General features: G+C 53.3%; 24 protein-coding genes and 4 tRNA genes. 14 read left to right on the forward strand and 14 right to left on the reverse strand.

Annotated elements, in window-relative coordinates; genetic code table 11:
* On the reverse strand, positions 1-330 hold a 330-nt coding region (locus KUE00_RS21460; protein WP_246762534.1), incomplete at its 3' end, for a hypothetical protein.
* A gap of 151 nt (positions 331-481) precedes the next feature.
* Here KUE00_RS21460 and KUE00_RS21465 point away from each other — a divergent pair.
* Together KUE00_RS21465 and agp are read left to right on the forward strand one after the other, a co-directional pair.
* Positions 482-569, forward strand: a tRNA-Ser gene (locus KUE00_RS21465).
* Positions 570-864: 295 nt separating this feature from the next.
* Positions 865-2610: a bifunctional glucose-1-phosphatase/inositol phosphatase gene (gene agp / locus KUE00_RS21470; protein WP_246762536.1), complete on the forward strand. Its 1746-nt coding sequence runs from the start codon at positions 865-867 to the stop codon at positions 2608-2610.
* 95 nt (positions 2611-2705) lie between these two features.
* Here the strand turns inward: agp and KUE00_RS21475 are convergent, their stop codons facing one another.
* From KUE00_RS21475 to wrbA, 3 genes are all read right to left on the reverse strand, one after another.
* A complete protein-coding gene (locus tag KUE00_RS21475) occupies positions 2706-4079 on the reverse strand; it encodes an NAD-dependent succinate-semialdehyde dehydrogenase (RefSeq protein ID WP_246762538.1) in 1374 nt (457 codons plus the stop codon).
* Positions 4080-4207: 128 nt separating this feature from the next.
* Positions 4208-4438, reverse strand: coding sequence for a YccJ family protein (locus KUE00_RS21480; protein ID WP_246762544.1), 231 nt, complete (start codon positions 4436-4438; stop codon positions 4208-4210).
* Between the two features lie 22 nt (positions 4439-4460).
* On the reverse strand, positions 4461-5060 hold the full coding sequence (wrbA, locus tag KUE00_RS21485) for an NAD(P)H:quinone oxidoreductase (protein WP_246762551.1): 600 nt from the start codon (positions 5058-5060) through the stop codon (positions 4461-4463).
* Between the two features lie 337 nt (positions 5061-5397).
* On the opposite strand from wrbA, the gene KUE00_RS21490 reads away from it, so the two are divergent.
* Positions 5398-5574 carry a con-10 family general stress protein gene (locus tag KUE00_RS21490; RefSeq protein WP_246762553.1) on the forward strand — a complete coding sequence of 59 codons (177 nt, stop codon included), beginning with the start codon at positions 5398-5400 and terminating at the stop codon, positions 5572-5574.
* 125 nt (positions 5575-5699) lie between these two features.
* Positions 5700-6602: a DMT family transporter gene (locus KUE00_RS21495; RefSeq protein ID WP_246762555.1), complete on the forward strand. Its 903-nt coding sequence runs from the start codon at positions 5700-5702 to the stop codon at positions 6600-6602.
* Here the strand turns inward: KUE00_RS21495 and rutG are convergent.
* From rutG to rutA, 7 genes are read right to left on the reverse strand one after another with little or no spacing between them, the layout of a single operon-like run.
* Entirely contained in the window at positions 6599-7921 is a 1323-nt protein-coding gene (gene rutG / locus KUE00_RS21500; RefSeq protein WP_246762557.1) for a pyrimidine utilization transport protein G, read from the reverse strand. The genes KUE00_RS21495 and rutG overlap by 4 nt on opposite strands.
* Before the next feature lie 42 nt (positions 7922-7963).
* Positions 7964-8482, reverse strand: coding sequence for an NADH-dependent FMN reductase RutF (gene rutF / locus KUE00_RS21505; protein ID WP_246762559.1), 519 nt, complete (start codon positions 8480-8482; stop codon positions 7964-7966).
* A gap of 10 nt (positions 8483-8492) precedes the next feature.
* Positions 8493-9083 (reverse strand): malonic semialdehyde reductase, encoded by a 591-nt coding sequence (locus KUE00_RS21510; protein WP_246762561.1) that lies wholly within the window; start codon positions 9081-9083, stop codon positions 8493-8495.
* Positions 9068-9886, reverse strand: coding sequence for a pyrimidine utilization protein D (gene rutD, locus KUE00_RS21515; protein WP_246762563.1), 819 nt, complete (start codon positions 9884-9886; stop codon positions 9068-9070). The genes KUE00_RS21510 and rutD overlap by 16 nt, the downstream gene beginning before the upstream one ends.
* Before the next feature lie 10 nt (positions 9887-9896).
* Positions 9897-10283, reverse strand: a complete 387-nt coding sequence (gene rutC, locus KUE00_RS21520) for a pyrimidine utilization protein C (protein ID WP_246762565.1) — start codon at positions 10281-10283, stop codon at positions 9897-9899.
* 15 nt (positions 10284-10298) lie between these two features.
* Positions 10299-11045, reverse strand: coding sequence for a pyrimidine utilization protein B (gene rutB, locus KUE00_RS21525; protein ID WP_246762566.1), 747 nt, complete (start codon positions 11043-11045; stop codon positions 10299-10301).
* Positions 11045-12136, reverse strand: coding sequence for a pyrimidine utilization protein A (gene rutA, locus KUE00_RS21530; RefSeq protein ID WP_246762567.1), 1092 nt, complete (start codon positions 12134-12136; stop codon positions 11045-11047). The genes rutB and rutA overlap by 1 nt, the downstream gene beginning before the upstream one ends.
* Before the next feature lie 249 nt (positions 12137-12385).
* Here rutA and rutR point away from each other — a divergent pair, with 249 nt between their 5' ends.
* On the forward strand, positions 12386-13039 hold the full coding sequence (gene rutR, locus KUE00_RS21535) for an HTH-type transcriptional regulator RutR (RefSeq protein ID WP_246762569.1): 654 nt from the start codon (positions 12386-12388) through the stop codon (positions 13037-13039).
* 91 nt (positions 13040-13130) lie between these two features.
* Here the strand turns inward: rutR and cycA are convergent, their stop codons facing one another.
* Entirely contained in the window at positions 13131-14522 is a 1392-nt protein-coding gene (gene cycA / locus KUE00_RS21540; protein WP_246762571.1) for a D-serine/D-alanine/glycine transporter, read from the reverse strand.
* Positions 14523-14796: 274 nt separating this feature from the next.
* Between cycA and KUE00_RS21545 the strand changes: the two genes are divergently transcribed.
* The 3 genes from KUE00_RS21545 (at position 14797) to KUE00_RS21555 (ending at position 17520) form a co-directional block, all read left to right on the forward strand.
* Positions 14797-15495 carry an extensin-like domain-containing protein gene (locus tag KUE00_RS21545; RefSeq protein ID WP_246762573.1) on the forward strand — a complete coding sequence of 233 codons (699 nt, stop codon included), beginning with the start codon at positions 14797-14799 and terminating at the stop codon, positions 15493-15495.
* 629 nt (positions 15496-16124) lie between these two features.
* Positions 16125-16790 carry an autoinducer binding domain-containing protein gene (locus KUE00_RS21550; RefSeq protein ID WP_246762574.1) on the forward strand — a complete coding sequence of 222 codons (666 nt, stop codon included), beginning with the start codon at positions 16125-16127 and terminating at the stop codon, positions 16788-16790.
* A 121-nt stretch (positions 16791-16911) separates the two neighbouring features.
* Complete coding sequence (locus tag KUE00_RS21555) at positions 16912-17520, forward strand: autoinducer synthase (protein ID WP_246762576.1); 609 nt, start codon at positions 16912-16914, stop codon at positions 17518-17520.
* On the opposite strand, the gene KUE00_RS21560 is transcribed toward KUE00_RS21555, so the two are convergent.
* Positions 17517-17855, reverse strand: coding sequence for a GlpM family protein (locus KUE00_RS21560; protein ID WP_246762578.1), 339 nt, complete (start codon positions 17853-17855; stop codon positions 17517-17519). The two genes, KUE00_RS21555 and KUE00_RS21560, sit on opposite strands and share 4 nt — an antisense overlap.
* Positions 17856-17929: 74 nt before the next feature.
* Complete coding sequence (locus KUE00_RS21565; RefSeq protein ID WP_246762579.1) at positions 17930-18154, reverse strand: DUF2594 family protein; 225 nt, start codon at positions 18152-18154, stop codon at positions 17930-17932.
* A 238-nt stretch (positions 18155-18392) separates the two neighbouring features.
* Here KUE00_RS21565 and uvrY point away from each other — a divergent pair, with 238 nt between their 5' ends.
* The 6 genes from uvrY to KUE00_RS21595 all read left to right on the forward strand — a co-directional run bounded on the left by uvrY (position 18393) and on the right by KUE00_RS21595 (position 21939).
* Positions 18393-19052, forward strand: coding sequence for a UvrY/SirA/GacA family response regulator transcription factor (gene uvrY, locus KUE00_RS21570; protein ID WP_246762610.1), 660 nt, complete (start codon positions 18393-18395; stop codon positions 19050-19052).
* Complete coding sequence (gene uvrC / locus KUE00_RS21575; protein WP_246762617.1) at positions 19045-20877, forward strand: excinuclease ABC subunit UvrC; 1833 nt, start codon at positions 19045-19047, stop codon at positions 20875-20877. Before uvrY ends, uvrC begins: the two co-directional genes overlap by 8 nt.
* 71 nt (positions 20878-20948) lie before the next feature.
* The gene (pgsA, locus tag KUE00_RS21580) at positions 20949-21497 is read left to right on the forward strand and encodes a CDP-diacylglycerol--glycerol-3-phosphate 3-phosphatidyltransferase (RefSeq protein ID WP_246762618.1); all 549 of its coding nucleotides are present in this window, start codon (positions 20949-20951) and stop codon (positions 21495-21497) included.
* A gap of 153 nt (positions 21498-21650) precedes the next feature.
* Positions 21651-21726, forward strand: a tRNA-Gly gene (locus tag KUE00_RS21585).
* Positions 21727-21767: 41 nt separating this feature from the next.
* Positions 21768-21841 (forward strand) — tRNA-Cys (locus KUE00_RS21590).
* 12 nt (positions 21842-21853) lie between these two features.
* Positions 21854-21939: transfer RNA gene (locus tag KUE00_RS21595), tRNA-Leu, on the forward strand.
* The last annotated feature ends 229 nt before the right edge of the window (positions 21940-22168 follow it).

A 22168-nucleotide genomic window follows, 5' to 3' on the forward strand; every position in this document is an offset into this window, starting at 1 on the left:
CTTCCTGCTTCCTGCTTCCTGCTTCCTGCTTCCTGCTTCCTGCTTCCTGCTTCCTGCTTCCTGCTTCCTGCTTCCTGGCTCATGCTTCTGTTCCTGTTCCTGTTCCTGTTCCTGTTCCTGTTCCTGTTCCTGTTCCTGTTCCTGTTCCTGTTCCTGTTCCTGCTTTTTACTTTTTGCTTTTTGCTTTTTGCTTTCTGCTTTCTGCTTTCTGCTTTCTGCTTTCTGCTTTCTGCTTTCTGCTTTCTGCTTTCTGTGTTCCGTGTTCCGTGTTCTGCTTGTACCTTTTGCGTGATTTTCCCCCTCACTATAAAATCCTGTTTTCTTTTTCATCGTATTCAGTTTGTTTTTCGTCCGACAAAGAAAAAAGTGATTAAAAGCATATAAATTCAACAAAATAGCGAAAATAATGCTTGGCAGCCTGAACCCTTTCCCCTATACTGCGCGCCATCAGTTGCACAGCAAGTGCAAAGGATAAAAGTGCGGAGGGGTGGCCGAGTGGCTGAAGGCACCGGTCTTGAAAACCGGCGACGGGAAACCGTTCGAGAGTTCGAATCTCTCCTCCTCCGCCATCAAATTCAACGGGTCAGCGATTGCTGGCCCGTTTTGCTTTCTACGATCTGAAGCGGCGTCCGGCGATAAAACCAGCGTCCTTGCAAAAAACATCCCTTTTCTTTTCAATCTCCTGATGCGCCATAACGGCAAAAGCGATAGTCTGCTATATTCTCAACACAACTGACTGATGCCCGGATTCGGCCCATTTATTCCTGCCGCGCTGCGGCGAACCGCTTCCTTGTCGCCAGCCTTTACCAGGCGCATCGTCTTTCTGATCGGGTGATTTACCCCTTGAATCAATGGAAAAAACACATGATTAAAAAGTATAGTCTCTGCACACTGGCAGTCTGTTTGGCGCTTTCTGGCCTGTCTGCTTATGCCGCCGATGACAATTATCAGCTTGAACAAGTGTTAATGATGAGTCGTCACAATCTTCGGGCACCGCTCGCTGACAACGGCAGCGTTCTGGCACAGTCCACGAAGAAAAAATGGCCGCAGTGGGACGTGCCGGGTGGTCAGCTGACGACGAAAGGCGGCGTGCTGGAAGTCTATATGGGACGCTACACTCGCGAATGGCTGGCGCAGCAGGGATTAATAAAAGATAACGAATGTCCGGGCAGCGATGAAGTTTATGCCTATGCCAACAGCCTGCAACGCACCGTAGCCACCGCCCAGTTCTTTATTACTGGCGCTTTCCCTGGCTGTGACGTGCCGGTTTCCCATCAGGATGAAATGGGCACGATGGATCCGGTGTTCAACCCGGTCATTACCGACGGCAGCGAAGCCTTTAATAAACAGGCGCTGACGGCGATGAACAGCACGGCCGAAAAGCTGGCGTTAAAGCCTGCCTTCCAGCGCCTGGAAAAAATCATCGATTACAAAAATTCACCGGCCTGCGACGGCAAAAAACAGTGCGATCTTAGCAGCAATAACCAGAACAAGTTTTTTGCGGAAAATGGTAAAGAGCCAACGGTGTCCGGTCCGCTGAAAATCGGTAACTCGCTGGTTGATGCGTTTACCCTGCAGTATTACGAAGGGATGCCGGCTGACCAGGTAGCCTGGGGACAAATCAAAACCCCAGAGCAGTGGCAAGAACTGTCGGCAATTAAAAATGCCTATCAGAATACGCTGTTTACTTCTCCGGAAGTGGCACGCGATGTTGCTGCGCCGCTGGTCGATTACATCCGCAGCATGCTGGTGGATGAAGATAAAGCCAGCGCGCCAAAAGTCACGCTGATGGTCGGCCATGATTCCAATATCGCTTCGCTGCTGACCGCGCTTGATTTTAAAGCCTATACGCTGCCTGACCAGAACGAACAAACGCCAATTGGCGGGATGATTCAGTTCCAGCGCTGGCACGACAAGAAAAACAACCAGGAACTGGTAAAAGTGGAATACGTTTACCAGAGCAGCGAGCAACTACGAAACGCTACGCCGCTGTCGCTGGATACGCCGCCAAAACGCGTAACCCTGCAGATGAACGGCTGCCAGACGGACGCCAACGGTTTCTGCCCGTGGGATCAGTTTACGCAGGTGCTGAATAAAGCTATCGCCGGCACGCCAATGGCGGCGGCGCAGGCGACGGCCAACAGTGATAAGGCCGCTGCGGATAAAGCCGCCGCCGATAAGGCCGCGCAGGCAAAAGCCAGTGCGGATAAAGCTGCCGCAGACAAGGCTGCTGCTGATAAAGCGGCTGCCGATAAAGGCAAAGCAGATAAAGCGAAAGCGTCTGCCGATAAGGCAGCTGCGGACAAAGCGGCTGCTGATAAGGCCGCGGCTGACAAAGAGAGGGCGGAAAAAGCGAAAGCTGTTGCTGACAAGGCCGCCGCCGATAAAGCTAAGGCAGAAAAAGCGAAGGCCGCCGCCGATAAAGCAGCCAAAGATAAGGCTGCTACCGATAAGTCTGCCAACAATACGGCTGACAAAGCTGCTACCGATCAACCTGCCGACAGCGCTGCTGCCGATAAGTCAGCGGCCGAAGCAGATCAAGGTACCGACAAGTCAAACAAAGAAAAGCAGCCTGAGCCAGCGCAGCAGGCGAACCAACCTTCCTCATAGCGCAAAAAAAGAGACCGACATTGTCGGTCTCTGGTTTTTAAGCTTGCCGTTCAGGCGGCCCGGCAGGGCCGCCATCGCAACGGCTGACTATGCGCTTAGCCTTTGCTGACAACCACCAGCTTCTGGTTCACAAACTCTTTGATCCCCAGGTCGGAAAGCTCGCGACCGTAGCCAGAACGCTTCACGCCGCCAAACGGCAGTTCTGGTGCCGTATCGCTCGCGGAATTGATATAGACCATACCGGTTTCGATTCGTGATGCCAGCGTTTTGCCGCGGGCAATATCGCCGGTAAAGACCGAACCGCCAAGGCCATAATGTGAATCGTTGGCCAGCTTCACCACTTCATCATCATCTTTTACCACGTAGATTTGCGCTACCGGGCCAAAGAACTCTTCAAAATAAGCGGGATTATCACGCGTAATACCGGAAAGAATGGTCGGCTCATAAAAACAGCCTTCGCCGGCAATTGCTTTACCGCCAAGATGCAGTCTGGCACCTTTAGCCACCGCGTTTTCAACCTGTTTAACCAGCGTATCGCGTGCGTTAGCGGAAGAGAGCGGGCCAAGCGTGGTGCTTTCATCCAGCGGATCGCCAATTTTCACTTCACGGAAGGCCTGAGTGAATTTTTCAATAAAGGCATCGGCCACTTTTTCCTGCACGATAAAGCGTTTTGCCGCCGTACAAACCTGACCACAGTTGCTCAGACGTGCGCCGACGCCAGCCTTAACCGCTTTTTCCAGGTCGCAGTCGTCCAGCACCACAAAGACGTCATTACCACCCAGTTCAAGCGTGGTCTTTTTCAGGTATTTGCCGGCCTGCTGCGCAACAGCGCTACCGGCGCGTTCTGAGCCGGTCAGTGCTGCGCCCTGCACGCGGTCGTCGGCAATCAGCGTGGCAATCTGCTCGTTGCTGACGAAAAGATTGGTCCAGGCACCTTTTGGCGCGCCCGCTTCGGTAACCAGCTCTTCAAACAGCGTAGCGCAGTGGGGAACGTTGGCCGCATGCTTCGCCAGTACCGGGTTACCGGCAGCCAGGTTCGGTGCCAGCACGCGCATCAGCTGATAGTAAGGAAAGTTCCAGGGCTCAACCGCAACTAGCACGCCAATCGGATGGTTTTCTACCCAGGCTTCGCCAAGCTCGCTGGGATAAGATTTAGGTGCCAGAAAACGCTCTGCATTCTCTGCGTAGTAGCGGGCTATCTGCGCGCAAAGCTTTACTTCGCCGCGGCTTTGGTTGATTAGCTTGCCCATTTCAATGCTGGCGACCTTCGCCAGTTCATCAACCCGGCCTTCGATCAGCTCGGCCAGCTTTTTTAATACCTGCAGGCGTGGCTGAATTGGGCCTTTGGACCATGAAGAGTGATAAAGATCGTCAGCGGTTTTAAGCGCCGCTTCTACCTGCTGATCGTTATGATCTGGCCAGGATTTAATGGTTTCATTATTTGCGGGATTAATTGTCTTATATGACATGTTAGCTCCTTCTCTGGGCCGTCAGGCGAAATAGTGAGAATAAGCGTAGTAGACAATTTGGGGATTTGACAGAAAAGAGACGGGAGTATGAACGGGCGGGATAGTCCGCCCATTCAATCGCTTAAACGCTAGACGTTTTTGCGCTCAACCGTTTTGTTGTCCCAGGTCAGCACGTCCTGGTCGGTTTTTTCAAAAGCGCGCAGCAGCACTTCGTCATTGCCTTGCTGTTCCCAGATGCCTTCAGCAAGCTTTTCATCATAATTGGCCACTTCAAAAATGGCTTCAGCAATTTCCGGTGAGGTGGAACGAATACTTGCCCATTCACCCACGCGATGTTCTTTCGATTGTTGCGTTGCCATAATACTCTCCTGTGAGTTGAGTTTATCCGTGTAGTTTTACCGCCAGTCCAGCGACATGTTCACCCTGGAAACGGGCGATATTAAGTTCGTCTTCGGTTGGCTGGCGCGATCCGTCACCGCCCGCAAGCGTGGTAGCGCCATACGGCGTGCCGCCGCGAACCTGCGAGATATCAAACAGCTCTTTGGTGCCGTAGCCAATCGGCACGATAACCATGCCGTGATGGGCAAGTGTAGTCCAGGTTGAGGTAATCGTCTGTTCCTGGCCGCCGCCGGTGCCGGTAGAGGAGAAAACGCTGGCCAGCTTGCCGTAGAGCGCGCCCGATGCCCACAGGCCGCCGGTACGATCGAGGAAGGTACGCATCTGTCCGGACATATTGCCAAAACGGGTTGGCGTACCAAACAGAATGGCATCGTACTGGGGCAGTTCGTCAGGCGTTGCTTCGGCCGCGGCCTGCTGCGTTTTGCCGCCGACCTGGGCAAAGCGATCGGCGTCCATGGTTTCCGGCACGCGCTTGATGGTAACTTCTGCACCGCTGACGCGACGAGCGCCTTCCGCTACGGCATTGGCCATCGTTTCTACATGACCATACATTGAATAATACAGCACTAAAATTTTCGCCATCAGTCACTCCCTGATTGGGTTAAGAGCCTATCGTCTGAAAAAAGTATAGATGAGGCTGGCTAAGCGTGCCGGATGATGAAAGTCGACTGTTTAAAACGTCTACACTTTCTGCAAAAAACCGATTAAGCATTAATTTTAATAATATGATTTTAGGCCATTTTTAGGCTTGAGACGACGCTGCGAAACGGCGAGATGATAAAAAAATACGCGCTTTTCGCAGGTAATCTATGCTTAATAACGCGGCGGTAAGTTTGGGTTCGCAATAGCGCCGTGGCGGTGAATTACCTGACTCGCTGTAAAAATGCAGCATGATGGCTTAACTATTCGGAGGTAAGAAATGGCAGAACATCGTGGTGGATCTGGAAATTTCGCTGAAGACCGTAAGAGAGCATCAGAAGCAGGCCGTAAAGGCGGCAAAGCCAGCGGAGGGAACTTTAAAAACGACCCTCAGCGCGCTTCACAGGCCGGTGAGAAAGGAGGGCGCAACAGTCGGGGCAGTCGCGACAAGACCTGATTTAACAGCGCCTGATGCCGCCGGAATCGCTCCGGCGGCATGATTTTATTAACATTTTCTGACATTTTATTGCTTCCCTTCTCATCCCCTGACACACTGGCGGCAAAAATTTTCAAGAGCCTGCTATGTCTTTTCTTTCCCGCTATAAGTTTGCTTTGAGTCCACAAGAACTGGTGTTGATGCTGATCACCATGGTGTGGGGCGGTACCTTTCTGGCCGTCCACTTTGCGATGACCGTCAGCGGTCCTTTTTTCTTTGTTGGCGCGCGTTTTGCCACCGCTGCGTTACTGCTGGCCTTGATCACGCGAAAATCCTTATGCGCCCTGACATGGAGCGAATGTAAAGCCGGAACGGCTATCGGCGTGGCTATCAGCTTTGGCTACGGTCTGCAAACCTGGGGTATGCAAACGATATCCAGCAGCCAGTCTGCCTTTATTACCGCCATGTATGTGCCGCTGGTGCCGCTGTTACAGTGGGTTTTTCTGAAGCGTTTACCGGGTTTAATGGCCTGGAGCGGTATTATCCTGGCCTTTACCGGGCTATTGCTGCTTGCCGGACCTGAAAGCGGTACCCTGGTCTTTAGCGCTGGTGAAACGGCCACGCTGCTCAGTACGCTGGCTATCGCGGGGGAAATTATTTTGATTAGCGCCAGCGCCGGAAAGGTTGATGTAAAAAGAGTCACGGTTGTCCAGCTCGCGGTGGCTTCGCTTTGCTCATTTATATTTATGGTGCCCAATGGTGAAGCGGTGCCCGGTTACTCCTCTTATCTGTTGCTTAGCGCAGTTGGTTTGGGTGCCGCCAGCGCGATTATTCAGGTCACCATGAACTGGGCACAGCGCAGCGTTTCACCGACAAGGGCAACGGTAATCTATGCCGGTGAACCCGTCTGGGCAGGGATCGTTGGACGAATGGCCGGAGAAAGGCTGCCGGGCGTGGCGCTGGCTGGTGGTGCGCTGATTGTTGCAGGGGTACTGATTAGCGAGCTAAAGCTGAAGAAAAGGGCGAAGCAAGCTTCGCCGGGGGGTTAGTTTTGCTGGCGTGCGATATCGTTAAGCGCCGCAGCCTGACGGCGACTAAGGATGGCGTTAAGAATAATGGCACCAAAGGTTGCCGTACCTATTCCGCCCATCGTAAAGCTACCGAGCTTTAGCGCGAAATCTCCCGCGCCCAACACCAGCGTCACGGCGACCATAATCAGGTTGCTGTTTTGGCCCAAATCGACGTTATTTTGCACCCAGATACGAGCGCCAGCCACGGCGATGAGGCCAAACACCACGATGGAAGCACCGCCGATAACCGGGGCTGGAATGGTATGGATTAGTGCGCCAAATTTAGGCGAAAAACCCAGCAAAACGGCAATTGCCGCGGCGGCAACAAACACCAGCGTGGAATAGACTTTGGTCACCGCCATCACGCCAATATTTTCCGCGTAGGTGGTGACGCCGCTGCCGCCGACGGAGCCTGACAGCATCGTCGCCAGGCCATCCCCCACGAAAGCGCGCCCCATCCAGGGATCAAGATTGCGGCCGGTCATCCCGGCCACCGCTTTAATATGGCCAAGGTTTTCTGCAATCAGGATGATGGCCACCGGGGCAATCATAAACATTGCCTGACCGTTAAAAACCGGCGCGGTCGTGGCGGGAAAACCGAACCACGGCGCGCTGGCTATCAGGCCAAAATCTACGGGTTTCCCCAGCCCAAAACCGTTGGTCAGTACGGCGTAGATCGCCCATGCCACAATCAAACCGACCAGGATTAACAGGCGCTGGATCATGCCACGGGTGAAGACAGCCGTCAGGCCAATACAAACTACGGTCATGACGGCAACCCAGCTGTCAAACATGGAAGAAGAGACGCTGCGTACCGCAATCGGGGCTAAATTCAGCCCAATCGCCATCACTACCGCGCCGGTTACCACTGGCGGCATCAGTTTCTCAATCCAGCGCGTCCCTACCTTCATCACAACCAAGCCAATCAACGTATAAAGCAGGCCGCAGGCGATGATACCGCCCAACGCCACGCCAAGATTGTGATTGATACCCTGGCCGTTAAAGCCGGTCACCGTAATCACCACGCCTACAAAGGCCGCGCTGGAGCCCAGATAGCTGGGGATGCGCCCGCCGGTAATCAAAAAAAACAGCAGCGTCCCTACGCCGGACATCAGAACGGAAAGATTGGGATCCAGCCCCATTAACAGCGGCATCAGGACGGTCGCGCCAAACATGGCGACCGCATGCTGCAAGCCCATAATGATCGTTTGTCCCGGCGGTAATATTTCATCGGGCGCGACCAGACCGGTCGCGGATGCTGATTGTTTACGCCATTGTGGAAACCAGGAAGCAGCCATCGTTTTCTCCAGAGAACCAGGTCGACTGTCGGGACGGCGGGATTACTCCTGCCGCAGCAAAGGGTGATAATGGCGATCGAACCACATCAGACCGTGAGCCTCCTCATTGCAAAGCAGCGCTTTAACTTCGCAGAACAACACGTCGTGCGTCCCTGCGCGAGTAATCTGCGTAACATGGCAGTCAAAAGAGGCGATGGCGCCAGCCAGTACGGGCGAACCAGTCGTCAGCACCGACCATTCGGCAGCATTAAAACGTTCGGTCATGGGCGTCTTACCGCCAAACAGGCCAGAAAGCGTTTCTTGTCCGGCGGCCAGCGTATTGACGCACAGCTGACGGTTGGCGTTAAAAACGTCATAAACGGAAGCGGAGCGATTCAGGCAGACCAGCAGCATCGGCGGCGAATCGGTGACGCTACAGACAGCCGAAGCGGTAAACCCGGCGCATCCTGCCGGACCGTCAGTGGTGATGATATTGACGGCGGCGGCCAGGCGCGCCATCGCATTGCGGAAATCCTGCTTCTCTACGACCGTAGCCGCTTCAGGCAGTAACGTTTCAGACATGGTTCGCTCCTTAAGCAAGCGTACAGGCGTCGGCAAAAGCCAGGCGCGGCAGGCGGGCGTAAACCTTACCGGCGTCGCCATAGCCAATATTGATCAGCAGATTACTTTTCCAGCCGCTGTCGGCAAAAAATGCGGCGTCAACCGCAGCACGGTCGAAGCCGGACATCGCGCCGGTGTCCAGCCCCAGCGCGCGGCAGGCGCTAATCAGCCAGGCCGCCTGCAAGGAGCTGTTGCGAAAGGCGGTTTCCTCTGCGAGCTGGGGGCTGCTGGTAAACCAGGCTTTTGCATCCGCATGGGGAAACAGCTCCGGCAGCCGATCGTAAAAGAGCGGGTCCCAGGCCACGATTGCCGTGACCGGCGCGGTCAGCGTTTTTTCTACGTTGCCGCTGGAGAGCGTGGGGCGAAGCTTTGCTTTACCTTCCGCACTTCTGATAAAGCAGAAGCGCGCCGGGCTACAGTTTGCCGAGGTCGGCCCCATTTTCACCAGGTCATAAAGTTCGTGAAGCAGAGAATCGCTGACGGCGCGATCCTGCCAGCCGTTATGCGTACGGGCGGCGGTAAACAGCGTTTCTAACGCCGTGGCATTCAGGGCTTCTGCCATAGGGGCTCCAAAAGTTCCAGGGCAGGCGCGGTTTCGCCCAGCCAGTTAAGCAACAGCTGATTAAAAAGGCCGCTCTCTGTTACGCTCATTGCATGTCCGCCACGGGGCATTGTTTTTAGTGTGGCGTTTGGCAAGGCTGCATTAAGCGTTTGCGAGCAGAGGGAAGGCACTAACAGGTCGTCCTGCGAACAAATTACTAACGTCGGTTGGGTAATCAGCCGTGCTCGATCGGTGAAGTCACAGCTCATCAGCGCGTGCAGTCGATGCAGCAGGTTCTCTGTACCCTGAAAATGGGCACAGTGCAGGGCATCTTCCGCTTCGATACGGGCTTCATTTTCCGCCAGCCAGTCTGCCGGATAGAGAAACAGTGGCTGCGCCCGGACGTAGGCCTCAACGCCAACTTTGAGTAACAGATCCTGACGAACCTGAAAACAGCGGCGCGTGTGGGCGTTAAGGCGCAGCCAGCCGTTGACGATAACCAGCCCGGTTACGCGATCGGGATAGTCCAGCGCCAGCTGCATACCGATAGCGCCCCCCAGCGCATGGCCGATAACGGCATACTCCGTGACGCCATGTTTTTCCAGCGCGCTGGCCAGTTCGGCTGCCATATCACGCATGCTGTAGCCTTCCGGCAGCTTAGCCGGACTGCGTCCCGTACCGAGCTGATCGTAAGTCACTACGCGGTACGCTTTTCGCAATTCAGCAAGCTGCGGCTGCCAGAAACTTCCCAATCCGCCCAGGCCAGCCGAGAGCACCAGCGTGGGGGCAGAAGCCCGCGGCGCAGCAGAGATTTCAAGATGCATAGCGGCTCCGTTACTGGCCAATATGGGCGATGGAAGCGATCTCTACCAGCGCATCCGGCTTGACTAAACCGCACTGGATACAGAAACGCGCGGGTTTTTCGCCCGGAAAATAGTCGGCGTAAACGCTGTTTATATCGGCGTAGTTGGCCCAGTCGGTGATAAAGATGGAGTTAAAGGTCACGTCATCCATCGTGCCGCCAGCGGTTTCAATCACGCTTTTGATCGTTTCCAGCACGTGGCGCGTCTGGGCCGCGGCATCGCCGACGTGAACCACGTTGTTGTCTTTGTCAAAAGGCAGCGTGCCGGAGACATAGACCACGCCGTCAGCAAGCGTGCCGGGGACAAAAGGCGCAATCGGCACGCTGGTGCCGGGCGGCGTAATAATCGATTTTGGCATCGTTTTTCTCCGGGCTTACACAGCTGGCGTCAGGGTAGCGCTGGTGGTTTGCAGCGCCGAGCAGAAGGAGTCAACGTCTGAGACCCAGCCAAAAAAGGTTTCGATATTGAAAATCGCGGCCTGCTGGGCAAAGAGCGGCCCTGCCTGGTAAGTGGCGTCCTGCAAGACCACGCCAAAATATTCCAGAAAAAAGCCGTCGCGCAGCGTTGACTCCACGCAGACGTTGGTCGCAATGCCGGTAAAAATCAGATGTCGAATACCGCGGCTGCGCAGCATGCTGTCCAGCGGCGTATTAAAGAAGCCGCTATAGCGAGGCTTGGGCAGCACGATATCGCCGGGCGCAGGCTTAAGCTGGTCAACCAGCTCATAATCCCAGCCGCCTTTTGCCAGCAGTTTTCCTTGCAGCTCAGGTTGGTTACGCATGGTTTTCAGCGCATTCGACTTGTGCCAGTTTGGTGAGCCCGGGCCACCGGCTTCCACGTACTGGTCGTCCCAGCCGTTCTGGAACCAGATAACCTGGATACCGGCTTCTCTGGCTGCCTTAACGGCAACGTTAATCTTCTCGATAACCGGCCCGGTGGCGGAAACGTCAAATCCGGCCAGATCCAGATAGCCACCGATAGTGGCGTAGGCATTCTGCATATCCACCACGATAAGGGCGGTTTGCTCCGGCGGAAAAACAACAGATTCCGGGCGCGCTTTCAGGGTAACGCTATTTTTTGTTGCGGCAGTGGTGCAGACAACGGACTCTGGTGTGCTCATCAGGCTACCTCTTTAGCGGGTTGGGCAATATGGCTACGGCAGGTCATCAGGGGCTGGATGCGTTCGCCGAAGTTTTCAATTCCCTGCAGGAAATCATCAAAAGTCAGCAGCACGCCTTCTGTGCCTGCAACGGTTGCCACCTCGTCCAGCATGCGGGCGACGCTGGCGTAAGAACCAACCAGCGTACCCATATTGATATTGACTGCGGAAGTTGGATCGGCCATCTGACGAACGTTGGTATCGCTGCCGGAACGTTTATCCTGCTGACTTTGGGTGGTGAGCCAGGCTAATGCTTCTTCATCCGCGCCTTCCTTATAACGTTCCCATTTCTCGCGCGCCGCCTCGTCGCTTTCATCGGCAATAACCATAAACAGCACGTAGGAACCCACGTCGCGTCCCGCCTCATCAGCGGCCAGCTTCATGCGGGCAGCGGTAGGGGAGAATGCCGTTGGCGTATTCACGCCTTTGCCGAAGCAGAAGTTGTAATCGGCATATTTTGCTGAAAAGGCCATGCCGGCATCGCTCTGGCCCGCGCAGATAACCTTCATCGGCTTTTGCGGCTGGGGGCTGACGCGGCAGTCGTTCATGGTGAAGAATTCGCCTTTCAGGTCAGATTTCCCCGTGCCCCACAGGTCGCGCAGGACGGTGACGTATTCGGTCAGGTAGTCATAACGGCGAGAAAAATAGTCATCGCCAGGCCAGATCCCCATTTGGTCATATTCGGGTTTCTGCCAGCCGGTCACCAGGTTAACGCCAAAGCGGCCGCCGGAAATGGAGTCTACCGTTGCCGCCATTCTTGCTACTATGGCGGGCGGCAGCGTGAGCGTGGCGGCCGTGGCGTAAATCTCAATGCGCGACGTCACGGCAGCCAGACCGGCCATCAGCGTAAAAGATTCCAGATTGTGATCCCAAAACTCTGTTTTACCGCCAAAGCCACGCAGCTTGATCATAGATAACGCGAAGTCGAACTGATAATGCTCGGCTTTCAGCACGATGGCTTTATTCAGTTCAAAGGTTGGCTTGTACTGGGGTGCCGTCGTAGAGATCAGCCAGCCGTTGTTACCGATAGGAATAAACACGCCAACTTTCATGGAAATACCTCATCATTAATAGTGGTGTTTAAGCGCTGCTGTTCCCTGGCGCCGCATAAGGGAAAGATTGCAATCGCTGTGCCACAATAGAAAAGTATTTAATATTCAGTTGGTTGAGATAAATATGCTAAAATAGTCCGGAGCAGACGGTCTGAAACAGACCGTTTGGTCAAAATAACATGCACAAAAAGCAGGCAGGCATGGTCAATATAAGTGCATAGCGGTGCTAACTATCAGGATGGAGTCACGGTGAAGTCAGCAAACCCTAAAGCGCCTACCCGGCGTTCTCGTGCCGTTGCGGCAAAGCAGTCGGCAATTCTTACGGCAGCGCTTGAGCTGTTTTCGCTTTACGGCATACACGGCACCAGCCTGGATAAAGTGGCCGAAAGCGCCGACGTTTCCAAAACCAACCTTCTTTACTATTTCCCGTCGAAGGAAGCGCTGTACATTGCCGTCCTGAAAGAAATACTGGACGTCTGGCTGGCTCCGCTGCGCGCCTTGCGTAACGATCAGCAGCCGCTAACGGCGATTCGTGACTATATTCGCCTGAAGCTGGAGGTCTCAAGAGATCATCCGCAGGCCTCAAGACTGTTCTGCATGGAAATGCTTCAGGGAGCGCCGCTGTTAAAAGGCGAGCTGGAAGGGGATCTGAAACAGCTGGTGGATGACAAGTCTGCGGTCATTGAAGGCTGGATCCGCGAAGGGAGGCTGGCAGCCGTTGAGCCACATCATTTAATTTTTATGCTGTGGGCCACAACGCAGCACTACGCGGATTTCGCCAGTCAGGTCGAAGCGGTAACCGGACGCACGTTAAATGACGAAGCCTTCTTTAATGAGACGGTAGAAAACGTTCAGCGGATGGTAATTGAAGGGATCCGCGTACGGCCCGTTAACGAGATGTAGCCGCAGAAATCGTAGCAGGGTGGCCAGCGTGCCGCGCTATAAATAGGGCGGCACGCTTTGCTTACGGGCCAGCATCCCCGGCCCGCTCAGGCTAACGCTTTTTTCTCTGGCGTAGCCACCAGCCGCAGCCCAGCATAATGAACCACAGCGGCGTGACCATTAGCGCCTGGCGGGTATCTTCCTGCAGTGCAAGCAGCACCAGCACAAAGGCAAAAAATGCCAGACAGATCCAGCACATGATTTTACCCATCGGCATCTTATAGATGGATGCCGCATGCAGCTGTGGACGCTGCTTACGGTAAGCCAGATAAGAGCAAAGGATAATTGACCAGACAAACATAAACAGGATGGCGGATACCGTTGTCACCAGCGTAAACACCTTCATCACGTTTGGGATCAGGTAAATCAGCGCCACGCCGCCCAGCAGGCAGAAACAGGAGAAAAAGAGGCCGGTAGTAGGCACCGCGCGGCGGGAAAGCTTGCCAAAACGAGGATGCGCCACGCCCTGCTGCGCCAGGCCGAACAGCATGCGGCTGGTGGAGAAAATTCCGCTGTTAGCGGAAGACGCGGCGGAGGTCAGCACCACAAAATTGACGATGCTGGCCGCGGCCGGTAAGCCAATCAGCATAAACATTTCAACAAACGGGCTGCGATCGGCAACGACATGGTTCCACGGGGTTACGGCCATAATGACCAGTAGCGCGAACACGTAAAACATAATGATACGCAGCGGAATAGCGTTGATCGCGCGCGGGAGAACTTTGGTGGGATCGTGTGTTTCTGCCGCAGCAGTCCCGACCAGTTCAATCCCTACAAAGGCAAAGACCGCAATCTGGAAACCGGCGAAAAAGCCGCTCAGGCCTTTTGGAAACATGCCGCCGTGGTCCCAGATATTGCTCAACGCCGCCGTGCCGCCGCCCGGTGAGGGGTAGTGCATGGCCACCAGAACGATACCGGTCACGATCAGCGCCACGATGGCGACGATTTTAATAATGGCGAACCAGAACTCCATTTCGCCAAAGAGTTTTACCGTCGCAATATTCAGCGTAAGGAAAACGGCGATGCAGAGCAGGGCGCTCATCCCGACCGAAAAATGGGGGAACCACAGCTGGAAATAGGAGCTGATCGCCACCACATCGGCAATGCCGGTAACTACCCAACAAAACCAGTAGGTCCAGCCGGTAAAATAGCCCGCCCAGGGGCCAAGCAGATCGGCGGCAAAGTCGCCGAAGGATTTATACTCGAGGTTTGACAGCAGCAGCTCGCCCATCGCGCGCATCACGAAAAACAGCATAAAGCCGATAATCATATAGACGAAGATGATTGAAGGGCCTGCCAGGCTAATCGTCTTGCCCGAGCCCATAAACAGCCCGGTGCCGATAGCGCCGCCGATGGCGATTAACTGAATATGCCGGTTGTGTAAATTGCGCCGGAGCTCGCCTGGCGCTTCCTCTTGAGAAGTCGTTTTTGTTTGGTCAACCATAACGTTGCAGAAATCCTGTGGATGTTGTGTCAGCTCTGAAGGCTGTTATGTAGTCAGGGAACGGGGGTGGCCCTTTATCGCCATCCTGTCGATTCCCGCTCTGGGGCGCAAATATTAACGTAAAAGCGGGGAACTGACAGGTAAAGTTAACGGCTGCCGGTTCGATTGCGCAAAAACGCCGCGACGCTTTTTATTCAGCGGCAAACCGCATCATCTTAATATATTGTTGATCTTTTGGTTATTCCTTCATCAAAAGAGTGTGACGGGAGAATAAATGAAAGGATTAATCTCGCTCGGGGCGCTGCTGCTAATCATCTTGTTGGTAGCCCCCTGGCTGGAGAAAAATCTGCCGCCAGCCTGGAACCCTTTTACTCCACTAAACGTCACCGATACGCCTGGCTTGATTACCCGGTATAAGCTGAAGCGTTTACGGGCAGACCCGCAAGCATGCATGGAGGTGCTACAGCGTGCCAGGCAAAGCGGCTACATACGCTTCAGCCGTGCTCAGCCGGTGAAAGGAAACTGTCCTTTGTCCGATTCGGTGCGCGTACAGGGTTTTGGCGATGTCAGCCTTAGCGCCTCTTTTCTGGCAAGCTGCCCGCTGGCCCTGGCGACCACCATGTTTATGACCCAGGCGGTCAGACCGCTGGCGGCGGCAGAACTGGGATCGCCCCTGGTGCGTCTCGACCACGTGGGAAGCTACGCCTGCCGAAACATTTATCATCGTACTCAGGGAAGATTAAGCGAGCATGCTACGGCTGACGCGCTGGATATAGCCGGGTTCAGATTGAAAAACGGTAGGCAGATGACCATATTAAAAACGTGGCCGCAGAAGCAGGGTGAATCAGCATGGCTAAAACACATTTTTCAGCAGAGCTGTGCTTATTATGGTAATTCGCTCGGCCCGGATTATAACCGTGCCCATGCCGGACATTTTCATCTGGGTATGCAGGGATTTGGTATTTGCCGTTAAAACAGGCAATTTTGCATTTAATAACCTGACGCGGACCCTGAATAAAACGCTCTTTATCCATCCTCTGATTGGCTGTGCTAAAAACATCAGGTAATTTAACTGTCGCTATAAAGCCAAATTTTAATTTTTGTATTAATTCTCATTAAAATTCAAGGAGTTAAGAGATGCCTTCCAGGCGTTGAAGGACGTGAAATTAGCTGCCTCATCCGTTTTACAGTAATACTTTAGGCGTAACTAAAGGCAAACCTGGAAACACCGTCATTGAACATTTCCAGGAAAAATCTTATTCTAATGGAATAAAAATTCCGGAGCAAAAAGCCATTTATTTATGGAGGGCGTCTCTGGTGAAGAACGACGGTGCGGACATTTTTGCAGCAATTGCTGAAAATTTCTTCTGATTGTGCGCCAGAAGCGGTTTTTTAGCATTTTAAATATGAATTTTTTGTTATTATATGCAGGCGTGAAAATCCCTTAAGGTTATTAATTTTTACCCGCGTTATTCATTTTGTGAAATTAACAATAAAATTATAAGCAGGATGTGCAGTACTCGCGTTCATCCATCCGGGGCATTAATGACTTCTGATAACTATTTCAGTTGGTGTAGCAAAGCTGATGCGGCGTTTCATGGGGTGTCACAAGCTGCTGATATATCGCGGCTGCTGGAGCAGCAAACGCTTGAGCTTGGGCTAACTTTTTACGCGCTCTATATCCGCCATCCCGTGCCTTTTACCCGACCTGAAATATTTGTCCTGACAAACTATCCTGAAAAATGGGTACAGAAATGGACGCACGAGAACTTTGCCGAAATCGATCCGATTATCCGCTACTGTCTGATACCAGGAACCTTTTTACTGTGGGACGATCCTGTTGTTAAGGAAGGGAGACAAGTGTTTGAGGCGGCAAAGGAATTTGGTATTCGTTCCGGGTTTTCCTTCTCGCGAATAGCCAAAAACCGCGCCGTAGGCATACTTTCAATGGCGTCAGGTAAATCTTTTGAAAAGATTGCGTTAACGCACGAAAAACAGCTTAAGCTCCAGTATTTGTCGGAACTGGCAATGGATGCGCTACTGTTTATTAAAGATCGCTCTATGTACGTCAGGCAAGTCTCGTTAAGCCTGCGCGAAAGGGAGGTGCTCAAATGGACGGCAGAAGGCAAAACCGCGGCGGAAATTTCGCTGATCCTGTCAATTTCGGAGCACACGGTCAATTTTCACCAGAAAAATATGCAGAAAAAATTTAATGCACCAAACAAGACGCAGGTCGCCTCCTACGCTGCGGCGCTGGGCCTGTTATGAATAAGTTACAACTACCATATTTAGTAGTTACGTATTACCAGTCGGTTGTCTACTCTCGCCGGGGAGCAGATCTGCGCTGCATGGAAAGGCATTCACCGGCGAATGCGACAGAGGATTAATAATGAAGATTATCCAGACCAGGTTAAGGGATATGCCCTCCTCTTTGCTGGCAGAGTTAGGAAGTTATCGCTACAGCGTTTTTGCCCGTGGCGAAGGGTGGTCCATTCCGTCTCGTTTAAGTACGCCAGGCCAGGAATATGACCGTTTTGACCGCTCTGATGTAATCTGGCTAATTGCGTGGACCGCGCAGCAAGGCATTTGTGGCTGCGCCCGGCTGATGGAATGGCAGGATGTGGAAGCCGGTCCGGAGGCGTCCAAAAATCCGCAGGCGATATGGGAAATGTCGCGTTTTTCGGCACGGCTTGATGTGAACGCGGATCTGCCGCTGAGCATTCTCTGGCACAGCGTGCAGCTGGCTGAACAATCAGGCATTGCCTATCTTTATAGCGCTGCAACGCCCATGCTTGAACAGATGTTTGAGCAGCATCTGGTCGTTTATGAGCCGCTAACGGCGGGCGTTATCCAGTCGGAAGATAACCTTTTTGCCGTGCGCATTCCGGTTAATCAGCCGGGGCTTGCGGAAAAATTCCGCGGCGAGCGTCGCTTTAGTCCTGAAGAGGTGCTGCCAACGCTGGGCGTTTCCGCCAGCTGGAGCGGCAGAGGGCGCTAAGCCTGCCATCTCGACCAGAGCGTAATCAGCAGCCATGCTGCTATGCACCAGCATCCCACGGCGCTTCCCAGCGCCAAAGGCAGCTTCATCATGCCGACAAAATACCACAGCGTAAGCAGATAGATAAAATAGGGAATAATGGCCCACATGCCGAAAATGATGGTGGCGCGTAGCGCTTCCGTTCCGCGCTCGCTGGCGACAATATAATGCGCGATCAGGGCAAAAGTAGGGAAAAGCGGTAGCAGACCAGCCAGGTAATAACTGCGCGTTCTGGACAGGAGGCTGATTAACACGACGATCAGCGCGCCCAGTGCTGCTTTAAGAATTAAGCCCATTGTTCCATAACCAGAGAAGAAACGATCTCCCGTGCTGACGCAATGGTAAGCAATGGGCGTAGTAAGGCCTAAAGTTACTGACGATACGCCTGTTTTATTTGATTAATTGTGCTGCTGAAGACGTCCGCCTGCTGACGATCGGTCAGCTGGGCAATATATTTTTCCATATTGATAATGACCTTGCCGGCATCCGCCTGGCCCATACCTTTCAACATAAATGTAACTAATGCCTTCATGCAGGCCATCTCTTCGGCTAAGGTTTGCGATTCTTTACTGGTTGAAAAATCAGTGTCGCTCATAGTTTCTCCTTGTTTTTTATGACTCAATCAGCGGCGTTGATTTTGATTGCCGATAATACAAATACGCAACGAGTATATCATATCTCGCCGGGTCATACAGGCTGGCAGCCTTAACGGCCTTTGCCGTTGGCATTGATTCCGCCGTTTATTTCTGTTCTAACAACCGGCAAAAAGGAGTAAAATCGCTGGTCTGCTAAACAGCCTGAATACTTCAATTACCGCTATCTGGAGAGAGCTTTTGATACGTGTTCTTCTTGTCGACGATCATGAACTGGTGCGTGCGGGTATTCGACGCATACTGGAAGACATCAAGGGTTTTCAGGTTGTCGGAGAAGCCAGCTGCGGCGAAGAAGCGGTGAAATGGTGCCGCAGTAATGATACTGATGTAGTGCTTATGGATATGAATATGCCCGGCATCGGTGGACTGGAAGCGACACGCAAAATTGTTCGCTATAGTCCGGATATTAAAATTATTATGCTGACCATTCATACTGAAAATCCGCTCCCTGCCAGGGTAATGCAGGCGGGTGCCGCAGGCTACCTCAGCAAAGGCGCTGCCCCGCAGGAGGTGGTTAACGCCATCCGTCAGGTCAACGCCGGTCAACGCTATATCGCCTCCGATATCGCTCAACAGATGGCGCTAAGCCAGATTGAACCGCAAAAAGCGGATTCCCCCTTCGATTGTTTGTCGGAACGCGAATTACAGATTATGCTGATGATCACCAGGGGCCAGAAAGTGGCAGATATTTCCGAACAGCTCAGCCTGAGTCCAAAAACCGTTAACAGCTACCGCTACCGGATGTTTAGCAAATTAAACATCAGCGGCGACGTTGAGTTAACGCATCTGGCTATCCGGCACGGGCTGTTCAATGCGGAGTCGTTGATCAGTAGTGAATGATGTTTTTGATGCCAAATCTTTCCTGAAATCGGTTACCAGCCAGCCAGGCGTTTATCGTATGTACGATGCTGGCGGGACGGTTATTTACGTCGGTAAAGCCAAAGATCTTAAAAAGCGCCTGTCCAGCTACTTTCGTGGCAATCTGGGCAGCCGGAAAACGGAAGCGCTGGTGGACAGCATCCGCCAGATAGACGTGACGGTTACCCACACCGAAACGGAAGCGCTGCTGCTTGAACACAACTACATTAAGCTTTATCAGCCGCGCTATAACGTGCTGCTGCGTGATGATAAATCCTACCCTTATATTTTCCTCAGCGCGGACGAGCATCCACGGCTGGCCAGCCATCGTGGCGCGAAGCATGCCAAAGGCGAATATTTTGGCCCGTTCCCCAATGGTTACGCGGTTCGCGAAACGCTTTCGCTGCTGCAAAAAATCTTTCCGGTGCGCCAGTGTGAAAACAGCGTTTACCGCAACCGCTCGCGTCCCTGTTTGCAGTATCAGATTGGCCGCTGTCTTGGCCCCTGCGTAGCGGGTTTGGTCAGTGAAGAAGAGTACGCACAGCAAATTAATTACGTGCGGCTGTTCTTATCCGGCAAAGATGACCAGGTGCTTAATCAGCTCGTGGGCCGTATGGAGCAGGCCAGCCAGTCATTGAAGTTTGAAGAAGCCGGACGTCTGCGCGACCAGATTCAGGCCGTGCGGCGCGTGACCGAGCGGCAGTTCGTTTCCAATAACGGCGACGACCTGGACGTGATTGGCGTGGCTTTCGACGCCGGGCTGGCCTGCCTGCACGTGCTGTTCATCCGTCAGGGGAAAGTACTGGGCAGCCGTAGCTATTTTCCAAAAGTGCCGGGCGGCACGGAAATGGCGGAAGTGGTGCAGACCTTCGTCGGCCAGTTCTATTTGCAGGGTAGCCAGGCGCGTACGCTACCTTCCGACATCCTGCTGGACTTTGCGCTACCGGAAAAAGATCTGCTGGCTGCCTCGCTTACCGAGATGGCAGGCAGAAAAGTCACCATTCAGAGCAATCCACGCGGCGATCGCGCACGCTATCTCAAGCTGGCACGCACTAACGCCAGCACAGCGCTGGTGAGTCGTTTATCGCAGCAGTCCACTATTCACCAGCGTCTGCAGGCGTTAAGCGAAGTGCTGGAGCTGCCGGAAATCACGCGGATGGAGTGTTTTGATATCAGCCATACGATGGGTGAGCAAACGGTAGCCTCCTGTGTGGTTTTCGACGCTAACGGGCCGCTGCGTTCTGAATATCGTCGCTATAACATTACCGATATTACGCCGGGCGATGATTACGCCGCAATGAACCAGGTGCTGCGCCGCCGTTATGGCAAAGAGCTGGAAGAGAGCAAAATTCCTGACGTCATTTTGATTGATGGCGGCAAAGGACAGCTCGCTCAGGCGAAAAACGTGTTTGCCGAACTGAACGTGAGCTGGGATAAAGATCGGCCCATTCTTTTGGGCGTGGCCAAAGGGAGCGATCGTAAAGCGGGACTGGAAACGCTGTTCTTCGAACCGGAAGGGGAGGGCTTTTCGCTGCCGCCGGATTCGCCTGCGCTGCATGTGATCCAGCATATTCGTGATGATTCTCACAATCACGCTATTACCGGCCACCGTAATAAGCGCGCCAAAGTTAAAAACACCAGCGCGCTGGAGAGTATTGAAGGCATAGGACCGAAGCGTCGGCAGATGTTGCTGAAATATATGGGCGGTCTGCAACCGTTAAAAAATGCTTCGGTAGAAGAAATTGCCAGCGTTCCTGGTATTTCGCAGGCGCTCGCGGAGAAAATCTTCTATTCGCTGAAACACTAAGCATTGCGTTGATTACGGCATTGTAGGAACATAGGGACAAATTCTACTCTGCCCAGACAGTTAGCGTACCTATGCCTTTTAATATTCCGACCTTACTTACTCTGCTTCGTGTCGTATTAATTCCTTTCTTCGTACTGGCATTCTATCTGCCGTTTGAATGGGCACCGCTGGTCTGCGCGCTAATCTTTATCGTTGCCGCTATAACCGACTGGTTCGACGGCTGGCTGGCGCGTCGCTGGAAGCAAACCACGCGGTTTGGCGCTTTTCTTGACCCGGTGGCGGACAAGGTGATGGTTGCTATTGCTCTGGTGCTGGTGGCGGGCCATTTTCACGCGTGGTGGATTACGCTACCGGCGGCCACGATGATTGCCCGGGAAATTATTATCTCTGCGCTGCGTGAATGGATGGCCGAAATTGGCAAGCGCAGCAGCGTTGCCGTTTCATGGATCGGCAAAGTAAAAACCACGGCGCAGATGCTGGCGCTGTTCGCGCTTCTCTGGCGTCCGGACCGCATGGTAGAAGGTGTGGGCGTAGTGGCTTTGTATATCGCGGCGGTGCTGACTTTCTGGTCAATGTATCAGTATTTGAGCGCGGCGCGCGGCGATCTGTTCGAACGGTGATCGATACGATTTAAAAATCAGCAAACGAGCAGAAAGAGCGGATATTTGTGTTGACTCATTTCGCTCAGTCAGTAGAATGCAACGCATCGAAAGGCAGCTGAGTCGCCAGAAGATAAAGTAAATCAGCAAGTTCTGTTGAGAACGCTGAAAAATGCGGGAATAGCTCAGTTGGTAGAGCACGACCTTGCCAAGGTCGGGGTCGCGAGTTCGAGTCTCGTTTCCCGCTCCAGATTTAGCCGTCAGCCGTGGCTGGCAGCAAAGCAGAATAAAGGCGCGTTGGCAGAGTGGCCATGCAGCGGATTGCAAATCCGCCTACCTCGGTTCGACTCCGGGACGCGCCTCCACTTTACACCCATGCCCGGGTGGTGAAATCGGTAGACACAAGGGATTTAAAATCCCTCGGCTTATGGCTGTGCGGGTTCAAGTCCCGCCCCGGGCACCATCTTCGACTACCGATTAAAACGAATAAAAACAAGCACGTTGTGCAATGTCGTGAAGCCGCCGCAAGGCGGTTTTTTTGTGCCTGAAATTCACTTCCTGACAGGGCTTTTTTTGTATTGACTGTTTTGCTTACTTTCCTCAATATTTCTCTGCTCTCTGCTCTCTGCTCTCTGCTCTCTGCTCTCTGCTCTCTGCTCTCTGCTCTCTGCTCTCTGCTCTCTGCTCTCTGC

The organism is Erwinia phyllosphaerae (genome assembly GCF_019132875.1).
GTDB classification, from domain to species: domain Bacteria; phylum Pseudomonadota; class Gammaproteobacteria; order Enterobacterales; family Enterobacteriaceae; genus Erwinia; species Erwinia phyllosphaerae.

What these genes read in the sequence shown, in the direction of transcription:
- KUE00_RS21495 (WP_246762555.1), top strand. Translation starts at nt 5,700, where the DNA reads ATGTCTTTTCTTTCCCGCTATAAGTTTGCTTTGAGTCCACAAGAACTG.
- rutD (WP_246762563.1), bottom strand. Translation starts at nt 9,886, where the DNA reads ATGCATCTTGAAATCTCTGCTGCGCCGCGGGCTTCTGCCCCCACGCTG.
- KUE00_RS21475 (WP_246762538.1), bottom strand. Translation starts at nt 4,079, where the DNA reads ATGTCATATAAGACAATTAATCCCGCAAATAATGAAACCATTAAATCC.
- KUE00_RS21565 (WP_246762579.1), bottom strand. Translation starts at nt 18,154, where the DNA reads ATGAGCGACACTGATTTTTCAACCAGTAAAGAATCGCAAACCTTAGCC.
- cycA (WP_246762571.1), bottom strand. Translation starts at nt 14,522, where the DNA reads ATGGTTGACCAAACAAAAACGACTTCTCAAGAGGAAGCGCCAGGCGAG.
- rutB (WP_246762566.1), bottom strand. Translation starts at nt 11,045, where the DNA reads ATGAGCACACCAGAGTCCGTTGTCTGCACCACTGCCGCAACAAAAAAT.
- KUE00_RS21510 (WP_246762561.1), bottom strand. Translation starts at nt 9,083, where the DNA reads ATGGCAGAAGCCCTGAATGCCACGGCGTTAGAAACGCTGTTTACCGCC.
- wrbA (WP_246762551.1), bottom strand. Translation starts at nt 5,060, where the DNA reads ATGGCGAAAATTTTAGTGCTGTATTATTCAATGTATGGTCATGTAGAA.
- rutF (WP_246762559.1), bottom strand. Translation starts at nt 8,482, where the DNA reads ATGTCTGAAACGTTACTGCCTGAAGCGGCTACGGTCGTAGAGAAGCAG.
- KUE00_RS21560 (WP_246762578.1), bottom strand. Translation starts at nt 17,855, where the DNA reads ATGGGCTTAATTCTTAAAGCAGCACTGGGCGCGCTGATCGTCGTGTTA.
- rutA (WP_246762567.1), bottom strand. Translation starts at nt 12,136, where the DNA reads ATGAAAGTTGGCGTGTTTATTCCTATCGGTAACAACGGCTGGCTGATC.
- pgsA (WP_246762618.1), top strand. Translation starts at nt 20,949, where the DNA reads ATGCCTTTTAATATTCCGACCTTACTTACTCTGCTTCGTGTCGTATTA.
- agp (WP_246762536.1), top strand. Translation starts at nt 865, where the DNA reads ATGATTAAAAAGTATAGTCTCTGCACACTGGCAGTCTGTTTGGCGCTT.
- KUE00_RS21555 (WP_246762576.1), top strand. Translation starts at nt 16,912, where the DNA reads ATGAAGATTATCCAGACCAGGTTAAGGGATATGCCCTCCTCTTTGCTG.
- rutG (WP_246762557.1), bottom strand. Translation starts at nt 7,921, where the DNA reads ATGGCTGCTTCCTGGTTTCCACAATGGCGTAAACAATCAGCATCCGCG.
- rutC (WP_246762565.1), bottom strand. Translation starts at nt 10,283, where the DNA reads ATGCCAAAATCGATTATTACGCCGCCCGGCACCAGCGTGCCGATTGCG.
- KUE00_RS21545 (WP_246762573.1), top strand. Translation starts at nt 14,797, where the DNA reads ATGAAAGGATTAATCTCGCTCGGGGCGCTGCTGCTAATCATCTTGTTG.
- KUE00_RS21480 (WP_246762544.1), bottom strand. Translation starts at nt 4,438, where the DNA reads ATGGCAACGCAACAATCGAAAGAACATCGCGTGGGTGAATGGGCAAGT.
- KUE00_RS21490 (WP_246762553.1), top strand. Translation starts at nt 5,398, where the DNA reads ATGGCAGAACATCGTGGTGGATCTGGAAATTTCGCTGAAGACCGTAAG.